Origin of the sequence: Streptomyces sp. NPDC057623, assembly GCF_042800355.1 — a bacterium.
Lineage (GTDB): Bacteria > Actinomycetota > Actinomycetes > Streptomycetales > Streptomycetaceae > Streptomyces.
Genome location: NZ_JBHVGZ010000037.1, coordinates 43,737 through 61,841, shown reverse-complemented (window position 1 = coordinate 61,841; position 18,105 = coordinate 43,737). Strand labels below are relative to the sequence as shown.

15 protein-coding genes are annotated in these 18,105 nt (G+C 70.7%); 12 read left to right on the top strand and 3 right to left on the bottom strand.

All coding sequences use genetic code 11. The features are described 5' to 3' along the window. Positions 1-41: 41 nt before the first annotated feature. The 3 genes from ACFU95_RS30820 to ACFU95_RS30810 all read left to right on the top strand — a co-directional run bounded on the left by ACFU95_RS30820 (position 42) and on the right by ACFU95_RS30810 (position 5,269). Positions 42-1,235, top strand: a complete 1,194-nt coding sequence (locus ACFU95_RS30820; RefSeq protein WP_383833974.1) for an LCP family protein — start codon at positions 42-44, stop codon at positions 1,233-1,235. A 224-nt stretch (positions 1,236-1,459) separates the two neighbouring features. Further along, positions 1,460-3,271 carry an LCP family protein gene (locus tag ACFU95_RS30815; RefSeq protein WP_383833971.1) on the top strand — a complete coding sequence of 604 codons (1,812 nt, stop codon included), beginning with the start codon at positions 1,460-1,462 and terminating at the stop codon, positions 3,269-3,271. 411 nt (positions 3,272-3,682) lie between these two features. Next, positions 3,683-5,269, top strand: coding sequence for an LCP family protein (locus tag ACFU95_RS30810; RefSeq protein WP_383834039.1), 1,587 nt, complete (start codon positions 3,683-3,685; stop codon positions 5,267-5,269). Here the strand turns inward: ACFU95_RS30810 and ACFU95_RS30805 are convergent. Continuing rightward, positions 5,259-6,287 (bottom strand): glycosyltransferase family 2 protein, encoded by a 1,029-nt coding sequence (locus ACFU95_RS30805; RefSeq protein ID WP_383833968.1) that lies wholly within the window; start codon positions 6,285-6,287, stop codon positions 5,259-5,261. The genes ACFU95_RS30810 and ACFU95_RS30805 overlap by 11 nt on opposite strands. Positions 6,288-6,428: 141 nt before the next feature. Between ACFU95_RS30805 and ACFU95_RS30800 the strand changes: the two genes are divergently transcribed. Together ACFU95_RS30800 and ACFU95_RS30795 are read left to right on the top strand one after the other, a co-directional pair. Next, positions 6,429-7,883, top strand: a complete 1,455-nt coding sequence (locus tag ACFU95_RS30800; RefSeq protein ID WP_383833965.1) for an LCP family protein — start codon at positions 6,429-6,431, stop codon at positions 7,881-7,883. 239 nt (positions 7,884-8,122) lie between these two features. Beyond that, the gene (locus ACFU95_RS30795; RefSeq protein WP_383833962.1) at positions 8,123-8,485 is read left to right on the top strand and encodes a four-helix bundle copper-binding protein; all 363 of its coding nucleotides are present in this window, start codon (positions 8,123-8,125) and stop codon (positions 8,483-8,485) included. A gap of 62 nt (positions 8,486-8,547) precedes the next feature. Here the strand turns inward: ACFU95_RS30795 and ACFU95_RS30790 are convergent, their stop codons facing one another. Next, positions 8,548-9,831, bottom strand: a complete 1,284-nt coding sequence (locus ACFU95_RS30790; protein ID WP_383833959.1) for an LCP family protein — start codon at positions 9,829-9,831, stop codon at positions 8,548-8,550. Between the two features lie 119 nt (positions 9,832-9,950). Here ACFU95_RS30790 and ACFU95_RS30785 point away from each other — a divergent pair, with 119 nt between their 5' ends. After that, positions 9,951-10,508, top strand: a complete 558-nt coding sequence (locus ACFU95_RS30785) for an acyl-CoA thioesterase (protein ID WP_383833956.1) — start codon at positions 9,951-9,953, stop codon at positions 10,506-10,508. Positions 10,509-10,638: 130 nt separating this feature from the next. Here ACFU95_RS30785 and ACFU95_RS30780 read toward each other — a convergent pair whose 3' ends face one another. Then, on the bottom strand, positions 10,639-11,796 hold the full coding sequence (locus ACFU95_RS30780) for an acyl-CoA dehydrogenase family protein (protein WP_383833953.1): 1,158 nt from the start codon (positions 11,794-11,796) through the stop codon (positions 10,639-10,641). A 190-nt stretch (positions 11,797-11,986) separates the two neighbouring features. On the opposite strand from ACFU95_RS30780, the gene ACFU95_RS30775 reads away from it, so the two are divergent. From ACFU95_RS30775 to ACFU95_RS30750, 6 genes are all read left to right on the top strand, one after another. Continuing rightward, complete coding sequence (locus ACFU95_RS30775) at positions 11,987-13,330, top strand: UDP-glucose dehydrogenase family protein (RefSeq protein WP_383833950.1); 1,344 nt, start codon at positions 11,987-11,989, stop codon at positions 13,328-13,330. A gap of 367 nt (positions 13,331-13,697) precedes the next feature. After that, positions 13,698-14,324: a hypothetical protein gene (locus tag ACFU95_RS30770; RefSeq protein ID WP_383833947.1), complete on the top strand. Its 627-nt coding sequence runs from the start codon at positions 13,698-13,700 to the stop codon at positions 14,322-14,324. Continuing rightward, a complete protein-coding gene (locus tag ACFU95_RS30765; protein ID WP_383833944.1) occupies positions 14,321-15,637 on the top strand; it encodes a copper resistance CopC/CopD family protein in 1,317 nt (438 codons plus the stop codon). Before ACFU95_RS30770 ends, ACFU95_RS30765 begins: the two co-directional genes overlap by 4 nt. Positions 15,638-15,664: 27 nt before the next feature. Continuing rightward, positions 15,665-16,726 carry a plastocyanin/azurin family copper-binding protein gene (locus ACFU95_RS30760; protein ID WP_383833941.1) on the top strand — a complete coding sequence of 354 codons (1,062 nt, stop codon included), beginning with the start codon at positions 15,665-15,667 and terminating at the stop codon, positions 16,724-16,726. Between the two features lie 117 nt (positions 16,727-16,843). Then, complete coding sequence (locus tag ACFU95_RS30755; protein ID WP_383833938.1) at positions 16,844-17,347, top strand: hypothetical protein; 504 nt, start codon at positions 16,844-16,846, stop codon at positions 17,345-17,347. Continuing rightward, on the top strand, positions 17,344-18,087 hold the full coding sequence (locus tag ACFU95_RS30750; RefSeq protein WP_383833935.1) for a plastocyanin/azurin family copper-binding protein: 744 nt from the start codon (positions 17,344-17,346) through the stop codon (positions 18,085-18,087). The genes ACFU95_RS30755 and ACFU95_RS30750 overlap by 4 nt, the downstream gene beginning before the upstream one ends. Positions 18,088-18,105: the final 18 nt, after the last annotated feature.

Genomic DNA, 18,105 nt, shown 5'->3' with positions numbered 1-18,105 from the left:
CCCACACCACACGCAGCTCGCACTGAGGGGTGGACCCAGCCGTGACCGACACCGCACGCGCGCGCAGCAGAAGGGGCCCCGTACGGCGGTGGGCGCGGCGCGGAGCGCTCGGCGTCGCGCTGGTGCTCGTCGCCGCCGGCGGCGCCGGGTGGGCCGTGTACGCCAAGCTCGACTCGAACATCACGCCCGACGAGGCCGCCGCCGCCGAACTGGCCCGGTACGAGAAGGAGCGCCCCACCTCACTCGTGCGCGACGCCCAGAACATCCTGCTCATCGGGTCGGACTCGCGAGCGGGCCAGGCGAACCGGCGCTACGGACGCGACTCCGGGACCGAGCGGTCCGACACCACCATCCTGCTGCACCTCTCCGCCGAGCGCCGCAGCGCCACCGCGGTCTCGATACCCCGCGACCTGATGGTGGACGTCCCCGGCTGCCGCCGCCGCGACGGCAGCCGCACCGAGCCCATGTTCGCGATGTTCAACTACGCCTTCCAGAAGGGCGGCTCGGCCTGCACGATCCGCACCGTGGAGCGGCTCACCAACATCCGTGTCGACCACCACATGGTCGTCGACTTCCACGGTTTCAAGGAGATGGTCGACGCCGTCGACGGCGTCGAGATCTGCCTCGCCGAGCCCATCAACGACAAGGCCGCCAAACTGCGGCTCCCGGCCGGGAAGGTGACACTCGACGGGGAGCAGGCGCTCGGTTACGTCCGTGCCCGCAAATCCCTCGGCAACGGCAGCGACACCGACCGCATGGAGCGCCAGCAGCGCTTCCTCGCGGCGCTCGTGCACAAGGTGCAGAGCAACGACGTCCTGCTCAATCCGGTCAGGCTCTACCCCGTCCTGGACGCCGCCACATCCTCCCTCACCACCGACCCAGCCCTGGCCAGTTTGCGCGGTTTGTACGAACTCGCCCGCGGGGTCCGCGACATCCCCACCGAACGCGTGCAATTTCTCACGGTCCCCCGGGAGTCGTACATACACAACGCCAATCGCGACCAACTCGTGGAGCCGGAAGCGGAGCGTCTCTTCGAGCGGCTGCGGATCGACGCCCCGGTGAAAGTCGTGAATTCACCCGAAACATCCCAGGACCCTCCACGCGATTCTTCGCACAGGAGTTCGCATAATGACGGCCGAAAGTCCAGTAGCGGCCAGTCGAACGACCCCGCCGACCCCGCCTCCCCGACACCCACCTTCCGCGGCAACACCGCCGCCGAGAAGCCCTGTAGGTAAAGCGCTCACCAAGTCGGCGAACCCCAGTTCAAAGAAATGCGACGGATTGCCCAGTTGTAGGGAAGTGGAATTTGTCACCGTCGTCGCCCGACGCTGAACTGGGCGGATAGTGTGAGCGATCCGGTGCACCCGGCCGTAGTTAGGCTTGCGCACTGTTTGACCGAGACCCGAGCGCCTTGGAGGGGGTAGGCGCCGCGTGGCCCCGACGGAGGATTCAGACAACCGTGGACGCGCAAGGCCGTGGGCGGGCGGACGACATCGACCCCGCAGACCAGTGGGTGCTCAATCCGAACACCGGTGAATACGAACTGCGACTGACCCCTTCCGCTCCGCAATCGTCGGTGCCGGGGCCCCGCAGATCCGCGTCCCGGGCCGGCGCCGCCGCACGCGCGGCCGGCCCGAGCGCCGGGAACGCGGCGGCCGCCGGAGGTGCCCGGGGTGCCGTACGCAACCGGACCGCCGCCCCGGACCGTGAGGGCCGCGAGCCCCGCCCGGACCGCACCGCGCCCGGCCGTGAGGTCCCCTCGCAGCGCAGGCGCCGAGGCGCGCCCGAGGAGCCGTCGGCAGGGCGGCGCGGCCGCCGGCCGGCGAAGAAGAGCAAGGCGAAGAAGGCCCTGCTCTGGACCGGCGGTGTGACGGCGTTCGTGGTGGTCGCCGCCGCGGTGGGCGGGTACCTCTATCTCGAGCACCTCAACGACAACATCCAGTCCGTCTCCGACGACGGCGCGAGCACCGGTGGCTTCTCGAAGGACAAGGCCATCAACATCCTGCTCATCGGCACGGACAAGCGCACGGGCGCGGGCAACGAGAAGTACGGCGACTCGGGCAGCGCCGGGCACGCCGACACCACGATCCTGCTGCACGTCTCCAAGGACCGCTCGAACGCGACCGCGCTCAGCATCCCGCGCGACCTCATCGTCGACATCCCGGACTGCCAGACCGCGCAGGAGGACGGCACCCAGAAGGTCATCCCGGGCGAGACCGGCGTCCGCTTCAACACCAGCCTCGGCCAGGAGGGCCGTACGCCCAGCTGCACCATGCGTACGGTCACCGAGCTGACCGGGATCAAGCCGGACAACTTCATGGTGGCCGACTTCAACGCGGTGAAGACACTGACGACGGCGGTCGGCGGCGTCGAGGTGTGCCTGGCCAAGGACATCGACGACCCGGACTCCCACCTCAAGCTGTCGGAGGGCAAGCACGTCATCGCGGGCGAGCAGGCACTGGCCTTCGTCCGCACCCGGCACTCCGTCGGCTTCGGCGGCGACCTGAGCCGGATCGGGCTCCAGCAGCAGTTCCTCAGCGCGCTGATGCGCAAGCTGAAGTCCAACGACACGCTCACCAGCCCGACCAAGATGATCAAGCTGGCCGAGGCGGGCACCGAGGCGCTGACCGTCGACAGCAACCTCGACAGCATCGACAAGCTGAAGGACCTCGGTCTGGAGCTGGGCAAGCTCAACACCAAGAACCTGACCTTCACCACGATTCCGGTGATCGACAACCCGGCGGAGAAGGTGAAGGCGACCGTCGTGCTCAACGAGACGACGGCTCCGCAGGTCTTCGAGGCGATCCAGAACGACGTCTCCTTCACCGAGGTCAAGCAGCAGAAGAAGAAGGAAGCCGCCGCCGTGGCCGCCCGGCTGAAGGGCACCAAGGCCGACGCCTCCGAGGTGCGGGTGCAGGTCTTCAACGGCGGGGCCCCCGCGGGCAGCGCCCAGGAGACCCTCTCCTGGCTGCAGACCGAGGAGGGCGTGGAAAAGTCCGAGAACGCGGGCAACGCTCCGGCGACGCTGTCGAAGACGACGCTCGAGTACGCGCCGGACCAGGCGGACCAGGCTCGCCGGCTCGCCGCGATCATGGGGCTCTCCGGTTCCGCGATGAAGCCCGGCAAGAGCGTGACCAACTCCCAGGGCCTGCCCACGATGACACTGACGCTGGGCAAGGACTTCAAGGGCGCGGGCGTGTCGCTCACGGCTCCGACGAAGGCGCCCGACGTGGAGAAGTCCACGGCCGACAAGGTCGAGTGCGCGCAGTAGCGGCCCAACGGGCCTGTCTCGCCTCCGACTTGGGGTGAGGCGAGCCCGCTCCCGTCACGACGTCCACGGCACGCGCAATCCGCGGCGCACGAAATCTGCCGCGGGGAACGCAACTGTGCCGGACGCTCGTTGGTCTGACACACGACACCGGTGTGCCGGCCGGCGTCGGCCGGGCACGGCGCACGGCCGTACCGGGCGTGGATTTTGCCGACACGTGGCCAACCCGGTTCGGGCCCACAGGGGTCTGAAAGGTTGCGAACCGGTGCCGGACAGAGTGGTCCGACAGGGTGCACTGCGCACCGGACAGGGAGGTCCGGGGCGGAGCGAAGCCGTGTCGGGCTAAGGGTGGGGAAGGGCAGAGAGTTGGCGCAGAGCAGTGTGCAGGGGGAGGCCCCCGCGGTGGAGGACACCATGTCCCTCACCCCGCAGGCCGACCAGGACACGCCGGCCGACCAGGGCGGCCGGCACGGTGGCGGGGGTCGCAGAGGCGGCCGGGGTGCCGACGGCAGGCGCCGCAGACGGCGTGCGCTGCGCTGGTCGGCGACGGTTCTGGCGGTGGTGATACTGGGCACCGCGGGTGCCGGGTATCTCTACTACCAGCACCTGAACGGCAACCTGAAGAAGGACGATCTCAACCTCGGCGACGCGAAGGACCGCGCCGCCAGGACCGAGGCGAACGCGGCCGGGCAGACGCCGATGAACATCCTGCTGATCGGCTCGGACGCCCGGGACAGCAAGGAGAACCAGAAGCTCGGCGGCGCCAAGGAGACGTTCGGCGGCGTCCCGCTCGCCGACGTGCAGATGCTGCTGCACGTCTCCGCCGACCGCAGCAACATGTCGGTGGTGAGCATGCCGCGCGACACGCTGGTCGACATCCCCAAGTGCACGGACCCGGACAGCGGGGACGTCTACGAGGCCCGCGAGCGCGAGATGACGAACCGGTCGCTCGGCCGCGGCGGACCGGGGTGCTCGGTGGCGACGTGGGAGAAGCTGACCGACATCCACATCGACCACTTCATGATGATCGACTTCTCCGGTGTGGTGTCGATGGCGGACGCGATCGGCGGCGTCCCGGTCTGCGTGAACGCCAACATCAAATCCAAGGACAGCGAGGGCCACGGCTCCGGGCTGAAGCTGGAGAAGGGCACGACGTACGTCAAGGGCGAGCAGGCCCTCCAGTGGCTGCGCACCCGGTACGGCTTCGAGGACGGCAGCGACCTGGCCCGCGCCAAGGCGCAGCACCAGTACATGAACTCGATGGTCCGCGAGCTGCGCAAGAGCGCCAAGCTGAGCAACCCGGGCAAGCTGCGCGCGCTCGCCGAGGCGGCCACCGAGGCACTCACCGTCGACCCGGGCCTCGGCACGGTCGCGAAGCTGTACGACCTGGCGGGCGAGCTCAAGAAGGTGCCGACGTCGCGGATCACCATGACGACGATGCCGAACGAGTACGACACGATCCAGACCGGCCGGGTGGTGCCGACGGAGGACGCGGCCAAGCTGTTCCGGCTGGTGCGTGACGACATCGCCCTCGACGGCAAGGACAAGAAGAAGCCCGCCGAGGAGAAGACCTCCACCGATCCCGCCGCGGCGGACGACGCGATCGCCGTGCAGGTGCAGAACGGCACCCGCACCGACACCCTCGCCCCGGCCTCCGGCCGCGCGACCACCATCGCCGGGCTGCTCGTCGACAAGGGCTTCACCCAGGCCGTGGCGGACGCCTCGACCACGCCGGTCGAGGACACGACGCTGGTGCGCTATCCGAGCGCCGACCTGGAGGGCGACGCCCAGCGGGTCGCCAAGGCCCTCGGCATCCCCACCAGCGCCGTGAAGAAGTCCACGGACGTCTCGGGCGTCACGCTCGTCGTCGGCGCCGACTGGCGCAAGGGTACGGCGTACAAGGCGCCGAAGGAGGACGACAAGACGCCGGACACGGCGGAGGCACTGAACGCCTCCGACACCAAGGCATGCATGAAGGTGAACCCGGGATTCACGTGGTGACCGGGTTCACCGGGCGGCGGGAGGCGATGACCTTCTTCGCCAGCGAGCGCGGGCTGGTCAGGAAGCCGTAGCCCCAGGACATGTGCATGGTCGCGAGGGCGACCGGGATCTGGAGGCGGGCCTTCAGCGGGAGGCCCTTGCCGGCCGGGAGCGAGCCGGCGGTGATGGCCGCCAGGTAGCCGCCGGGGATCACCAGGGCCCACGGGGTCACCAGGGCGCCCGCCACGAGGCCCGCCGCGATCGCGCACACCGCTGTCGGCGGGGCGAGGTAGCGCAGGTTGATGGAGCCGGCGTGGTAGCGGGCGACGACGTGGCGCCAGCGGCCGTAGTCCTTGTACTGCTTGGCGAGGGCCTTCACCGACGGCCTCGGGCGGTACGACACCTTCAGCTCGGGCGAGAACCAGATGAGCCCGCCCGCCTCCCTGATCCGGAAGTTGAGCTCCCAGTCCTGGGCGCGGATGAACTCCTCGTTGTAGCCGCCCTGTTGCTCCAGCGCCTCGCGCCGGAAGACACCGAGGTAGACGGTCTCGGCCTGCTGTGCCGCGCCGCCGGTGTGGAAGGCCGCGTTGCCGACCCCGATCTTCGAGGTCATCGCGGCGGCGACCGCGTGCTCCCAGTCGTTCTCGCCCTCGGCGTGCATGATGCCGCCGACGTTCTGCGCGCCGGTCTCCGCCAGGAGCCGTACGGCGGTGGCGATGTAGTTCGGCGAGAGGATGCCGTGGCCGTCGACGCGGACGACGATCGGGTGCCGGGAGGCCTTGATCGCGGCGTTGAGGGCGGCGGGGGTGCGGCCGGTGGGGTTCGGGACGGTGTGGACGCGAGGGTCCTCTCGCACGAGCTCGGCGGCGATCTCGTCCGTACGGTCCGTGGACGGACCGAGGGCGATCACGACCTCCATCTCGCCGGCGTACTCCTGCGCGAGGATCGCTTGGACGGCTCCGCGCAGATGCCGCTCCTCGTTGAGGACGGGCATGATCACGGACACGGCGGGGAGCTGCACGTCGGGATTGGCGTTCATAGGGGGCTCACGTTACCGCGAACGGGGGACAGCGGTGCGCCCCGCCGGGGTCGCTGCCCCGGGCAGCAGATCGTATGGGCCTACGGTGCTCACGGATCCCACGTACGGCCCCCAGGGCAACCCCAGCGGAGGTATCCCCCCATGCCCACGCCGCCCCGCCGCTCTTCCGCCCCGCCGCAGCGCAGCCGGCAGCCGTCCCGTGGCGGGGCACGGCCGGTCGCGCCACGAAGGCGGAGGCGGCCACGGTGGGCCATGCGGGCGGTGACCACGCTGTCGGTCGTGGTCCTCGCCTCGGCCGGGATCGGGCATGCGGTGGTCACCAGCCTGGACGCGAAGATCGCGCGCGTGGACCCGTTCAAGGACATGAAGAACCGGCCGCAGGCCGGGCACGGCATGAACGTCCTGCTCGTCGGCACGGACGGCCGCGACCGCATCAGTGCGGAGGAGCGGCGCAAGTACCGCCTCGGCGGCGCCCCCTGCCACTGCACCGACACGATCATGATCGTGCACATCTCGGAGGACCGGGAGCGGGCGAGCGTGGTGAGCCTGCCGCGCGACTCGTACGCCGAGGTGCCCGCCGGTGAGGGGCGCAAGGCCCATCCCATCAAGATCAACGCGGCGTACGCGGAGGGCGGTCCGAACCTCACCGTGCGCACGGTCGAGCACATGACCCACGTCAAGATCGACCACTATCTGGAGGTCGACTTCACCAGCTTCATGAAGACGGTGGACGTGGTCGGCGGCGTGCAGATCTGCACCGCCGAGCCCCTGAAGGACTCCTACACCGGGCTGGACCTGCCGGCCGGCCGGCACCGGCTGATGGGCGGCGAGGCGTTGCAGTACGTCCGCGCGCGGCATGTCGACAGCGACGCCGACCTGGGCCGGGTGCACCGCCAGCAGCGGTTCATGGCGGCGCTGATCGAGCGGGCGACGTCGTCCGGGATCCTGCTGAACCCGATGCGGTTCCGGGACGTGACGCGCTCCGTGCTGGGCTCGGTGCGGGCCGACAAGGGCTTCGGCACGGGCGAGCTGCTCGACCTCGGGCGGGCGATGCGGAACTTCTCGCCGTCGTCGTCGGAGTTCACGACCGTGCCGATCGGGCAGCTCGGCTACACCGTCAAGGGCATCGGCTCCACGGTGAAGTGGGACACCGCCCAGGCCGAACGCCTCTTCCGGGCCCTGCGCGAGGACAAGCCGCTGTCCGCGCACCGGCCGAAGCGCAAGGCGGTCCCGGTGGAGGTCGCCCCGCAGCAGATCCACGTCCAGGTGGAGAACGGCACGAGGGAGAACGACCTGGGCAAGCGCGTCGACGCGGCACTGGCGGCGACCGGGTTCCGCACGACGGAGCGCCCGGTGACCGCGACGGCCCGCGCGGTGAAGCGCACGGTCGTCGCCCACGACCCCGGCTGGGACCGCTCGGCGAAGTCACTGGCGGCCGCGCTGCCGGGCAGCGAACTGCGGCCGGTGAAGGGGCTGGGGCCGACGCTCAAGGTGATCGTGGGGTCGGACTTCAAGAAGGTCCGGAAGGTACGGGCGGAGGACCCGACGCAGGGGCAGTCCATCGTGGTGCGGGGGGACGAGGCGGGGTGCTCGTAGCAGGCACGCCCCGGACCCGAGGCGCCCGAGGCACCGGAGTCGGCTGAATCGCGGAATGGGCGGCGGCCATAACCTCAATGGCCCCCTGCGGCGGCCTCCGACGGAATGCCGGGCACGTTGGCTCGTGCGGCATCTGGTGTGAATTGTTCGTGTCCGCCCGATGGCGCGGCGCGATGGGCGGGCGTAGGACGGAAGGGCACGGGGCCCGCTCCCGGGCTCCCGCACCCCCAGGAGGAGCCATGACCCAGCCCGGAACCATGTCTGCCATGAGCAAGGAGATGCAGGACTGCGTCGACGCGTGCATGACCTGCCACGGCATCTGCGAGGAGACCATGAGCTCCTGCATGCAGATGGGCGGCCAGGCCCAGATGCAGATCATGCGGGCGCTCATGGACTGCGCCGAGACGACCCGCATGTGCGCGGACATGATGATGCGCCGCTCGCCCATGTCGCCCGAGATGTGCGCGATGTGCGCCAAGGCCTGCGAGATGTGCGCCGAGGCGTGTATGTCCATGCCGGACGATCCGCAGATGATGCGTTGCGCCGAGGCGTGTCGCCGCTGCGCGAGCACCTGTCGCGCGATGGCGGGCGCCACGATGTGACGACCGCCTGACGCAGTCGAGGGCACCCGGAACCCGGGTGCCCTCGATGCTCTGGTCGGTGCTCAGTTGCTGGAGACGGTCACCGTCTCGTCGTTCTTCAGCTGCTCCACCAGTGTCTTCACCTTCGCGGTGTCCCACTGGAGGTTGCCGTTCGCGGAGTTGCCCGAGATCGGCATGTTCATCGACTTGCCCTCGCCGCCGCTGACGCCCTTCATCGCCCAGAACATGGACGCCAGGTCCCACAGGCCCATGTCCTTGTCGACGATCAGCGAGTCCAGTCCGGCGCCCATGGTCGGGTACAGCTTGAAGGGGTTGAGGACCGTGCCCGGGGTCGCGACCTGGTTGGCCAGGGCGGACAGGAACTTCTGCTGGTTCTTCGTACGGTCCAGGTCGGAGCCGGCCAGCGCGTACCGGGTGCGGACGAAGGCGAGGGCCTCCTCGCCGTTCAGGGTCTGCTTGCCCTTCTTGAAGTCCGCGCCGGACTTGGAGTCCTTGATGTCCTGCGGGATGTCGATCTCGACGCCGCCGACCGAGTCCACGATGTTCGCGAAGCCCGCGAAGCCGATCTCGACGTAGTGGTCGATGTGCAGCCCGGTGTTGGACTCCACGGTGCGGACCAGCAGTTCGGGGCCGTCCTCGGCGTACGCGGCGTTCAGCTTCACCTGCCGGCCCGTGCCCTGGTACGTCTTGCCGGAATCGGAGCCCACGAACGTCGGTATCTCCACGTTCGAGTCACGCGGCAGCGAGATCAGCGTCGGGCCGTTGCTGCCCGTGTGCAGGATCATCATCGAGTCCGTGCGCTTGCCCTCGGCGGACCCGGTGTGCAGTTCCTTCTTCTCCTCGGCCGACATGCCCTCACGGCTGTCGGAGCCGACGATCAGGTAGTTCGTGCCCTCGCCCGCCTCCGGCCGGTCGATGACCTTGGACAGGTCGACCTCGCGGTTGAGCTTGCCGTCGGCCCAGAAGTAGGTGGCGACGCTCGTCACGACCAGCAGCGTCACGACCGTGATCGAGGTGACCTTGATCCGGCGCCGCCAGTTCGGCGCGGGACGCGGCTCGCGCGTCCCTCTGCCGCCGGGGCCGTCCGGGCCGCCGGAGCCGCCGTAGACCTGCCCGGTGTTGTAGCCGCTGTCGTACCCGTCGTCGTCGCCGTAGCCGCCGTGGCCCTGGCCGTTCACGTACGACGGCTGCTGCGGCACCCCGCCGTAGCCCTGGCCGGGCGGGGCCGCCGGGCCACGGCGGACCTGCCGCATCACGCGCGCGCCCTCGGGCTGTGCGCTCGAGCTGCCGCGTCCGTAGCGGTTGCCGCGATTGTCGTCGGACCATCCACCGGGCCAGTCATTCATGCGCCCCAGTGTGCAGGGCAGGGCCGGGTGCCTTACAAGGTTCGGGGGAAAATAGAGGCACGGCTGTTGCGAAGCCAACACAAAGTCCGCGAATGTCGGGTCGGCATAAGGTGGAGGCCATGACAGACCAGGTCACCGCCGCGCAGTCGGGCACTCCGGAGATCCCGGGCAAGCCGACCTCCGCGTCCCGCACCACCCTCAGCCACATCATGACCCACAACGACACCAACCTTCTGGGGACGGTGCACGGCGGGGTGATCATGAAACTCGTCGACGACGCGGCGGGCGCGGTGGCCGGCCGGCACAGCGGCGGTCCCGCCGTCACCGCGTCCATGGACGAGATGGCCTTCCTGGAGCCGGTCCGCGTCGGCGACCTCGTCCATGTGAAGGCCCAGGTCAACTGGACCGGCCGGACCTCGATGGAGGTCGGCGTACGGGTCCTGGCCGAGCGCTGGAACGAATCGGCCCCGCCCACCCAGGTCGGCTCGGCCTACCTGGTCTTCGCGGCGGTGGACGCCGACGGCAAGCCGCGCCGGGTCCCGCCGGTGATAGCGGAGTCCGAGCGCGACAGGCGACGCAACCAGGAGGCCCAGATCCGCCGGACGCACCGGCTGGCGCGGCGGCGGGCGATCGTGGAGCTGCGGGAGAAGCGGGCGGCGGAGGGGTTCGAGGACTGAGCCCCGGAGACCTCGGGGATCTCGGGGATCTCGGGGAGTACGCCCTCCGACGACGAAGCCCCGGCCCGGCCTGCACGGCCGGACCGGGGCTTTCGCCGATCCGATCACCTTCGTCGCGGCAGGACGCGCGTTACGGCAGGTTCCGCGCCATCACGATCCGCTGGACCTGGTTCGTGCCCTCGTAGATCTGCGTGATCTTGGCGTCGCGCATCATCCGCTCCACCGGGTAGTCACGGGTGTAGCCGTATCCGCCGAGGAGCTGGACGGCGTCCGTGGTGACCTCCATGGCCACGTCCGAGGCGAAGCACTTGGCGGCGGCGCCCAGGTAGGTGAGGTCGGCGTCGACGCGCTGCGAGGCGGCCGCCGCCTGGTACGTCAGGGCGCGGGCGGCCGAGATCTTCATGGACATGTCGGCGAGCATGAACTGGATGCCCTGGAAGTCGGCGATCGCCTTGCCGAACTGCTTGCGCTCCTGGACGTAGCCCTTGGCGTAGTCCAGCGCTCCCTGGGCGATGCCCAGCGCCTGCGCCGCGATGGTGATGCGGGTGTGGTCCAGCGTCTTCATCGCGGTGGCGAAGCCGGTGCCCTCCTCGCCGATCATGCGGTCCGCCGGGATGCGAACGTTGTCCAGGTAGACCTCACGGGTCGGGGAGCCCTTGATGCCGAGCTTCTTCTCGGGGGCGCCGAAGGAGACGCCCTCGTCCGACTTCTCCACGACGAAGGCCGAGATGCCCTTCGAGCGCTTCGTGGGGTCGGTCACCGCCATCACCGTGTAGTACTCGGACTCGCCCGCGTTGGTGATCCAGCGCTTCACGCCGTTCAGGACGTAGTGGTCGCCGTCGCGGACGGCCTTCGTCTTCATGCCGGCCGCGTCCGAACCGGCGTCGGGCTCGGAGAGGCAGTAGGAGAACATGCCGTCGCCCTTGGCGAGCGGGGTCATGTACTTCTTCTTCAGCTCCTCGGAGCCGGAGAGGATCACGGGCAGGGAGCCGAGCTTGTTCACGGCCGGGATGAGGGAGGAGCTCGCGCACACGCGCGCCACTTCCTCGATCACGATCACCGTGGCCAGCGCGTCCGCGCCCGCGCCGCCGTACTCCTCGGGCACGTGCACCGCGTGCAGGTCGCCCGCGACCAGCGCCTTCAGCGCCTCATGCGGGAAGCGGGCTTCCTCGTCCACCGCGGCGGCGTACGGCGCGATCTTCGCCTCGGCCAGCGAGCGGATGGCGTCACGGAGCATGTCGTGCTCCTCGGACGGGCGGTACAGGTCGAAGTCAGCCGATCCGGCCAAGGTCTCTCACGCTCCAAGGACGCTGGGTAGCACATGCGATGCCGACGCTAATTACCGTTAAGTAACTCAAATTTTAGGGGGCGGCTCACGGGAGTGATACGTGAGCTTGGCGACAGCGGGGAGATTGCCCTTCGGACCCTCCGACTATGCTCGGGCGCGCACCTCCCCCATACCCTTTTCTGGAGTCCCCATGGCCCTCAAGATCACCGTGATCGGCACCGGTTACCTCGGCGCGACGCACGCCGCGGCCATGGCCGAGCTCGGCTTCGAGGTGCTGGGGCTGGATGTCGTGCCCGAGAAGATCGAGATGCTGCGGCGCGGCCAGGTCCCGATGTACGAGCCGGGGCTGGAGGAACTGCTGCGCAAGCATGTGGCAGGCATCGAGGGGTCCACCGGGCGGCTGCGGTTCACCATGGACTGGGCCGAGGTCGGCGAGTTCGGCGATGTGCACTTCGTGTGCGTGAACACACCTCAGCGGCACGGCGAGTACGCCTGTGACATGTCGTACGTCGACGCCGCCTTCGCCTCGCTCGCCCCGCACCTGAGGAACGCCGCGCTCGTCGTCGGCAAGTCCACCGTCCCCGTCGGCTCCGCCGACCGCCTCGCCGCCTACCTCGCCGAGCACGCGCCGGCCGGCGAGGACGCCGAGCTGGCCTGGAACCCGGAGTTCCTGCGCGAGGGCTTCGCCGTCGAGGACACGCTGCACCCGGACCGGATCGTGGTCGGCGTGCGCAGCGAGCGCGCCGAGAAGCTGCTGCGCGAGGTGTACGCGACGCCGGTCGCCGACGGCTCCCCCTTCGTCCTCACCGACTTCCCCACCGCCGAGCTGGTGAAGACTTCCGCCAACTCCTTCCTCGCCACCAAGATCTCCTTCATCAACGCGATGGCGGAGGTGTGCGAGGCCGCCGACGGCGACGTGGCCAAGCTCGCGGAGGCCATCGGGTACGACGACCGGATCGGCAGGAAGTTCCTGCGGGCCGGGATCGGGTTCGGCGGCGGCTGCCTGCCCAAGGACATCCGCGCCTTCATGGCCCGGGCCGGTGAGCTGGGCGCCGACCAGGCGCTGACCTTCCTGCGCGAGATCGACTCGATCAACATGCGCCAGCGCGGACAGATGGTGGAGCTCGCCCGGCAGGCGCTGGGCGGCGGCCCCTTCCTGGGCAAGCGCGTCGCCGTGCTCGGCGCCACCTTCAAGCCGGACTCGGACGACGTACGGGACTCGCCCGCGCTGAACGTCGCCGGGCAGATCCACCTCCAGGGCGGCCAGGTCACGGTGTACGACCCCAAGGGCATGGACAACGCCCGCCGCCTCTTCCCGACCCTGGGCTATGCCGACACCGCGATCGACGCGGTGCGGGGCGCCGATGTCGTCCTGCATCTCACGGAATGGCGGGAATTCCGCGAGCTGGACGCGGAAGAACTCGGTGAAGTCGCGGCGGCACGGGTCGTTCTGGACGGGCGTAATGCGCTCGATCCGGCGGTGTGGCGCAAGGCCGGCTGGAGCTATCGGGCAATGGGGCGGCCGACCGCCTGAGAAAAGGCGAGGCCTCCCGGCAGGACAATTGTGCCCGCACGGCCCGTCCCCCTGGGGGCGGGCCCGTTGCCGCCCGTGCCCGGCCCCCACAGTGGGCCACGCAAAGGCATATGCCGATCTCCTCGAAATCCTCACGTGCCTGCGAATTCTATTCGAGTAGCGTGGAGGAAAGGAAATGACCGCACGCGAATTCTCCACAGCTACAATTGCACGGAATAGCAGCGGTCTCACCCGGTCTCACAGCGGGGGTCCCCCCGAAAGAGAGGCACCGCAACAACCGCTTAACTGACGCGTAGTCGCGCGGAATTCGCGTGCCACTCCACTGGTCGGCGTTCATCCGATTGAACAGACCATGCCAGGAGTGACCATGCCCCTGTTCCGCCGGGCCCTGTGGCCGCAGGACCACCGTGACGAACTGGTCGCGGGAGCGCTCGTCGGCGCCGTGGTGGTCGTGCTGGGCTACGCGTCGGGTATCGGCGCCCCCGCCACCGCCTCCGACGCGATCGCCGCCCCGCCGCCCACGGCCACCTCCCCCTCGTCCCCGGGCGAACCCGCCGCACCGCAGGCCCCGGGCGACGACCCGGGTGCGGTCGCGGGAGGCGGGGCAGGAACCGGGGCGCTGCCCGTCACCGGCGTCTACTACCCCGGCGGCACGGGCACGGGTCACGCCGGCCACACCGGCGCCTCCGGCGGCACCGGCGCGAGCCACGCGGGCCACGGCGCCTCCCCGGCCCCCTCCGACTCCGGGCGCCCGTCCTCCCCCTCCCCGTCCGCGCCGGGCACCACCCCGCCCGCCGACTCCGCCGCCACCTGCGAGGACGGTGAGGTCCGCCTCGCCGGACCGCTCCTGACCGGCCTCACCGAGCCCGTCCTCGGTCTCCTCGCCCCCGGCGCCGAGGCCTCCCCGACCCCGCAGGTCTCCCCCTGCGTCGGCCTCGCCCCGCTCCCGTCCCTCCTCGGCGGCATCAGCCCCTCCCCGGAGGCGACGCCATGACCCTGCGCCGCACCCTCGCGCTTCTCGCCCTCACGCCGCTCCTCTACGTCCTCTCGGGCACCGCCCAGGCCTTTGCGCACACCGAGCTGGTCACCTCCAGCCCCGCGAACGGCGCCGAACTGCGGCGGGCTCCCGACCAGCTCATCCTCACCTTCGACGAGCCCGTCGACGTGGCCGAGGTGCGGGTGATGACCCTGGACGGCGACCGGCTTCCGGTGTCCCTCGTGCCGGGGCACAAGGGCACGGCCGTACGGGCCGCCCTCGGGCACCCGGCGGACGGCGACCTCGCCGTCGTCTGGTCGGTCGTCGACGAGGAGGACGGACACGCCTCGTCGGGACGGCTGGACTTCGGCATCGGCGCGCCCGCCGCCCAGGACCGCGGCGACGAGGCCGCGCCCGCCCCGTCCCCCCTGGTGCGCAAGGGCCTCGTCGCCGCCCGCTGGGCCGGCTATCTCGCGCTGGCGCTGTTCGTCGGCGGCCTCGCCTTCGTCACGCTGCTGTGGCCGCGCGGCGCCCACGAGCCGCGGGCCCGGGCGCTGCTGGGACTGGCCTGGACGTGCGGGCTGCTGACGTCGGTGGCGGCCATCGGACTCCAGGGCGCGTACGGCGCACTCGGCGGACTGCGTGACGCCCTGCGCGCCGAGACGTACGCGGACGTCCTGACCACCGAGCCCGGCGTCGTGCTCGCCTCCCGGGTGCTGCTGTGGGTGCTCGCGGCGGTGGTGCTGAGCGCGCTGCTCCAGGGCGGGCCCCGCACCTCGCGCTCCCCCGGCTGGCGGGTCGGCGCGCTCGCCGTCTGCCTCGGGCTGCTGCGGGCGACCGGCATGGCGGGCCACAACTCGGAAGGTAGTGAGCCCACTTGGGGCGCGCTCGCCGACCTGGTGCATCTGCTCGGTGTCTCGCTGTGGATCGGCGGGCTGGTGATGCTCGCGCTGGCGGTGCTGCCGCGGCGCCGGGCCGGGGAGCTCGCGCGGGTCGTGCCGGGCTACTCACGGCTGGCGGCGGTCAGCGTGGCGGGCATCGTCGTGGCCGGGCTGGTGCTGGCGTGGCAGGTCGTGGGGTCGTACGACGCCCTGCTGCACACCTCGTACGGACATCTGCTGCTGCTCAAGACGGGCGTCCTCGGCGTGGTCCTGCTCGTCGCCCTCGCCAGCCGTCAGTGGGTCCGTACCCGCCTCGATCTCGCCGTGCTGCTGCGCGGCGACGCCGCCACCGTGCGGCCTTTCGGTTACTCGGTCGCGGCCGAGACGGGGCTCGTCCTCGTCGTGCTCGCCGTGACGAGTCTGCTGGTCACGACCAATCCTGGCCAGTGAACTCCCAGGAAAATCAAAGGAGTTGTGTTGAAAGAACGTAATGAGAGCGACGCGGCGCCGCGCCGCCGGGCGCCCTCGGGCAACCGGGGTCTGCTGGTCGCCGGACTCGGCGCGGCGCTGACCGCGGTGCTCAGCCTGGGGCTGCTCCAGGCGGCCGCGGGCAGTTCGGCCTCCGGGGCGTCCTCCACGGCGGACGCGGGCGCGGCTCAGGCGCCCGCGGCTGCCGCGGCGGCGGCCCGGCCGGCGGCCGATGCGGCGCCGGACCACCAGGTCGACATCATGAACAACAAGTTCGGCGACGGGAAGCAACTCGTCGTCGAGGTCGGCGAGACGGTCCGCTGGACCAACCACGACAGCGTGCCGCACACGGTCACCACGACCAAGGGCCCGAAGAAGTTCGACTCCGGCACGCTGGAGCAGGGCGACTCGTGGTCGTACACCTTCACCACGACCGGTACGTACGAGTACTACTGCGCGGTGCACCCGGACATGGTGGCGTCTGTGAAGGTCGTCGCCGCGGACGACGGCGGTTCGTCGGGCGGTTCGTCCGGCGGGTCCTCGGGCGGGTCGAGCGGTGGCTCCTCCGGTGGATCCGGCTCCGGTGGCAGCTCGGGCGGTACCTCGGGGGGCAGTACGGGCGGAACGTCCGGCGGCACCTCCGGTGGTTCGACCGGCGGTACGTCGGGCGGCACCTCGGGCGGTACGTCCGGTGGTGGTTCCGGTGACGGCGACGAGCAGTGCACCAGCGTCCAGAACGTGCTGCTGCCGATCCTCCAGCACCTCAACGCGGCCCACCTGGAGCGCTCCCCGGGCCAGCAGGTGCAGGACGCGCTGGCGCTGGACTCGTACGTCAAACTGCACACGGTGTGGATCGAGAGCATCCTCAAGCCCGCCACCGAGGGCGGCGGCACGATCCTCGACAGCACGCTCAGCGTGCTGCTGAACCACGTCAACAAGGCGCACCTGGAGGAGTCGCCCGGGCAGCAGGTCGCCGATCTGCTGAACGTCGACAGCTACGTGCAGATGCACACGGTCTGGGCCGAGCACATGCTCGCCCCCACCGAGGACTTCCTCACCAACAGCTGCTGACACCGCCCGCGCGGAAGACGGACGCCGGTCCGGCCGAGGCTCAGTCGGCCGGACCGGCGCTCCCCCATTGTCCCCATCACCGCCGCCCCGACGGAACCGCTTTCCAAGGAGAACGGGATGACAACCGTCACCCTGCCCATCGACCCGACCCCATCCGGGGCGCCCGGCGCGGCCCCCTGGCTGCCGCTGCCCGGCCGCTACACCGTGGCCCCGGACCGCTCACTCGTCGAACTCACCGCCCTCTGCGGCCCGTCGCCCCTACGCCGCCGTCGCCTCGCCCTCGCCGCCGCCTCGCTCACCGTGCCCGAGACCGACGAACACCCCACCCTCCGCTTCGAGTTCGACGACGCCCACCTCAAGGGCGCCCTCGTCCTCACCCCCGACCACGCCCACGCCCACGCGTCAGCCGGCACCGTCCAGCTGACCGGCGACCTCGGCATCGACGGCACCGGCTTCCCCGTGCTGTTGCGGCTGCGGGTCGTCGAGCGGGCCGACGACCGGCTGCTCGGCGTGGGGGTGGCCCGGCTGCCGTACCGGCTGCTGCGGCGCGCGACCGGCTACAGGTTCGGCCGGCTTCCGGCCACCCGGCTGCGGCTGCTGGTCGCCGGGGAGTTCGCGTGAGGGCGCCCAGGCGAGCGGTCCAGGGGGCCGTGCTCGCCCTGTCCGTCCTGCTCGGGCTGCTGTTCGTGGTGCCGGGTGGCCAGGCCGCGGCGGCGACGTACCGGGTGGCCATGAGCGGGTACGCCTTCAGCCCCGCGACCCTGACCGTCACCGCCGGCTCCACGGTGACCTGGACCAACCAGGACACGGCACCGCACGACGTGAAGACCACGTCCGGCCCGGCCGCGATCCACTCCCCCATGCTGAACAAGGGCGGAAGCTGGAGCTTCACGTTCACCACGCCGGGGACGTACGCCTACTACTGCACCGTCCACCCGAACATGACCGCCCGGATCGTGGTCCAGCCGGCGCCACCGGCGACTTCGGCGGCCGCACCGACGCACGACCACCCGGGGGCCGGGGCGGTATCGGGGAACCAGTCGTCCGGGAACCAGACCTCTGGAAACCAGTCGTCGGGTCATCACGCGACCGTCCCCAGCCGGACGGCGGCTGCGCGCTCACCGGCGTCCTCGGCGGCCCGGTCGACGCCGGCCACCTCGGTCCCGGCGGCCGCGCAGCCGGCCTCGTCGTCACCGACGTCCACACCGGCCTCGATGCCACAGACCCAGGTCACCGCGGCCACGGCCCGCCCGCTGGACCCCTTGCTCGTCCTGACCGGGATCGTCGCGGGCGTCGCGGTGCTGTGCCTGCTGCTGGTGGGCTCGCGGGCGTCGCGGAACCGCGAGGAGGTGGGGGACTAGGACGACGGTCGGCGGCCG

What these genes read in the sequence shown, in the direction of transcription:
- ACFU95_RS30785 (WP_383833956.1), top strand. Translation starts at nt 9,951, where the DNA reads ATGACAGACCAGGTCACCGCCGCGCAGTCGGGCACTCCGGAGATCCCG.
- ACFU95_RS30775 (WP_383833950.1), top strand. Translation starts at nt 11,987, where the DNA reads ATGGCCCTCAAGATCACCGTGATCGGCACCGGTTACCTCGGCGCGACG.
- ACFU95_RS30770 (WP_383833947.1), top strand. Translation starts at nt 13,698, where the DNA reads ATGCCCCTGTTCCGCCGGGCCCTGTGGCCGCAGGACCACCGTGACGAA.
- ACFU95_RS30755 (WP_383833938.1), top strand. Translation starts at nt 16,844, where the DNA reads ATGACAACCGTCACCCTGCCCATCGACCCGACCCCATCCGGGGCGCCC.
- ACFU95_RS30795 (WP_383833962.1), top strand. Translation starts at nt 8,123, where the DNA reads ATGACCCAGCCCGGAACCATGTCTGCCATGAGCAAGGAGATGCAGGAC.
- ACFU95_RS30790 (WP_383833959.1), bottom strand. Translation starts at nt 9,831, where the DNA reads ATGAATGACTGGCCCGGTGGATGGTCCGACGACAATCGCGGCAACCGC.
- ACFU95_RS30800 (WP_383833965.1), top strand. Translation starts at nt 6,429, where the DNA reads ATGCCCACGCCGCCCCGCCGCTCTTCCGCCCCGCCGCAGCGCAGCCGG.
- ACFU95_RS30805 (WP_383833968.1), bottom strand. Translation starts at nt 6,287, where the DNA reads ATGAACGCCAATCCCGACGTGCAGCTCCCCGCCGTGTCCGTGATCATG.
- ACFU95_RS30765 (WP_383833944.1), top strand. Translation starts at nt 14,321, where the DNA reads ATGACCCTGCGCCGCACCCTCGCGCTTCTCGCCCTCACGCCGCTCCTC.
- ACFU95_RS30810 (WP_383834039.1), top strand. Translation starts at nt 3,683, where the DNA reads ATGTCCCTCACCCCGCAGGCCGACCAGGACACGCCGGCCGACCAGGGC.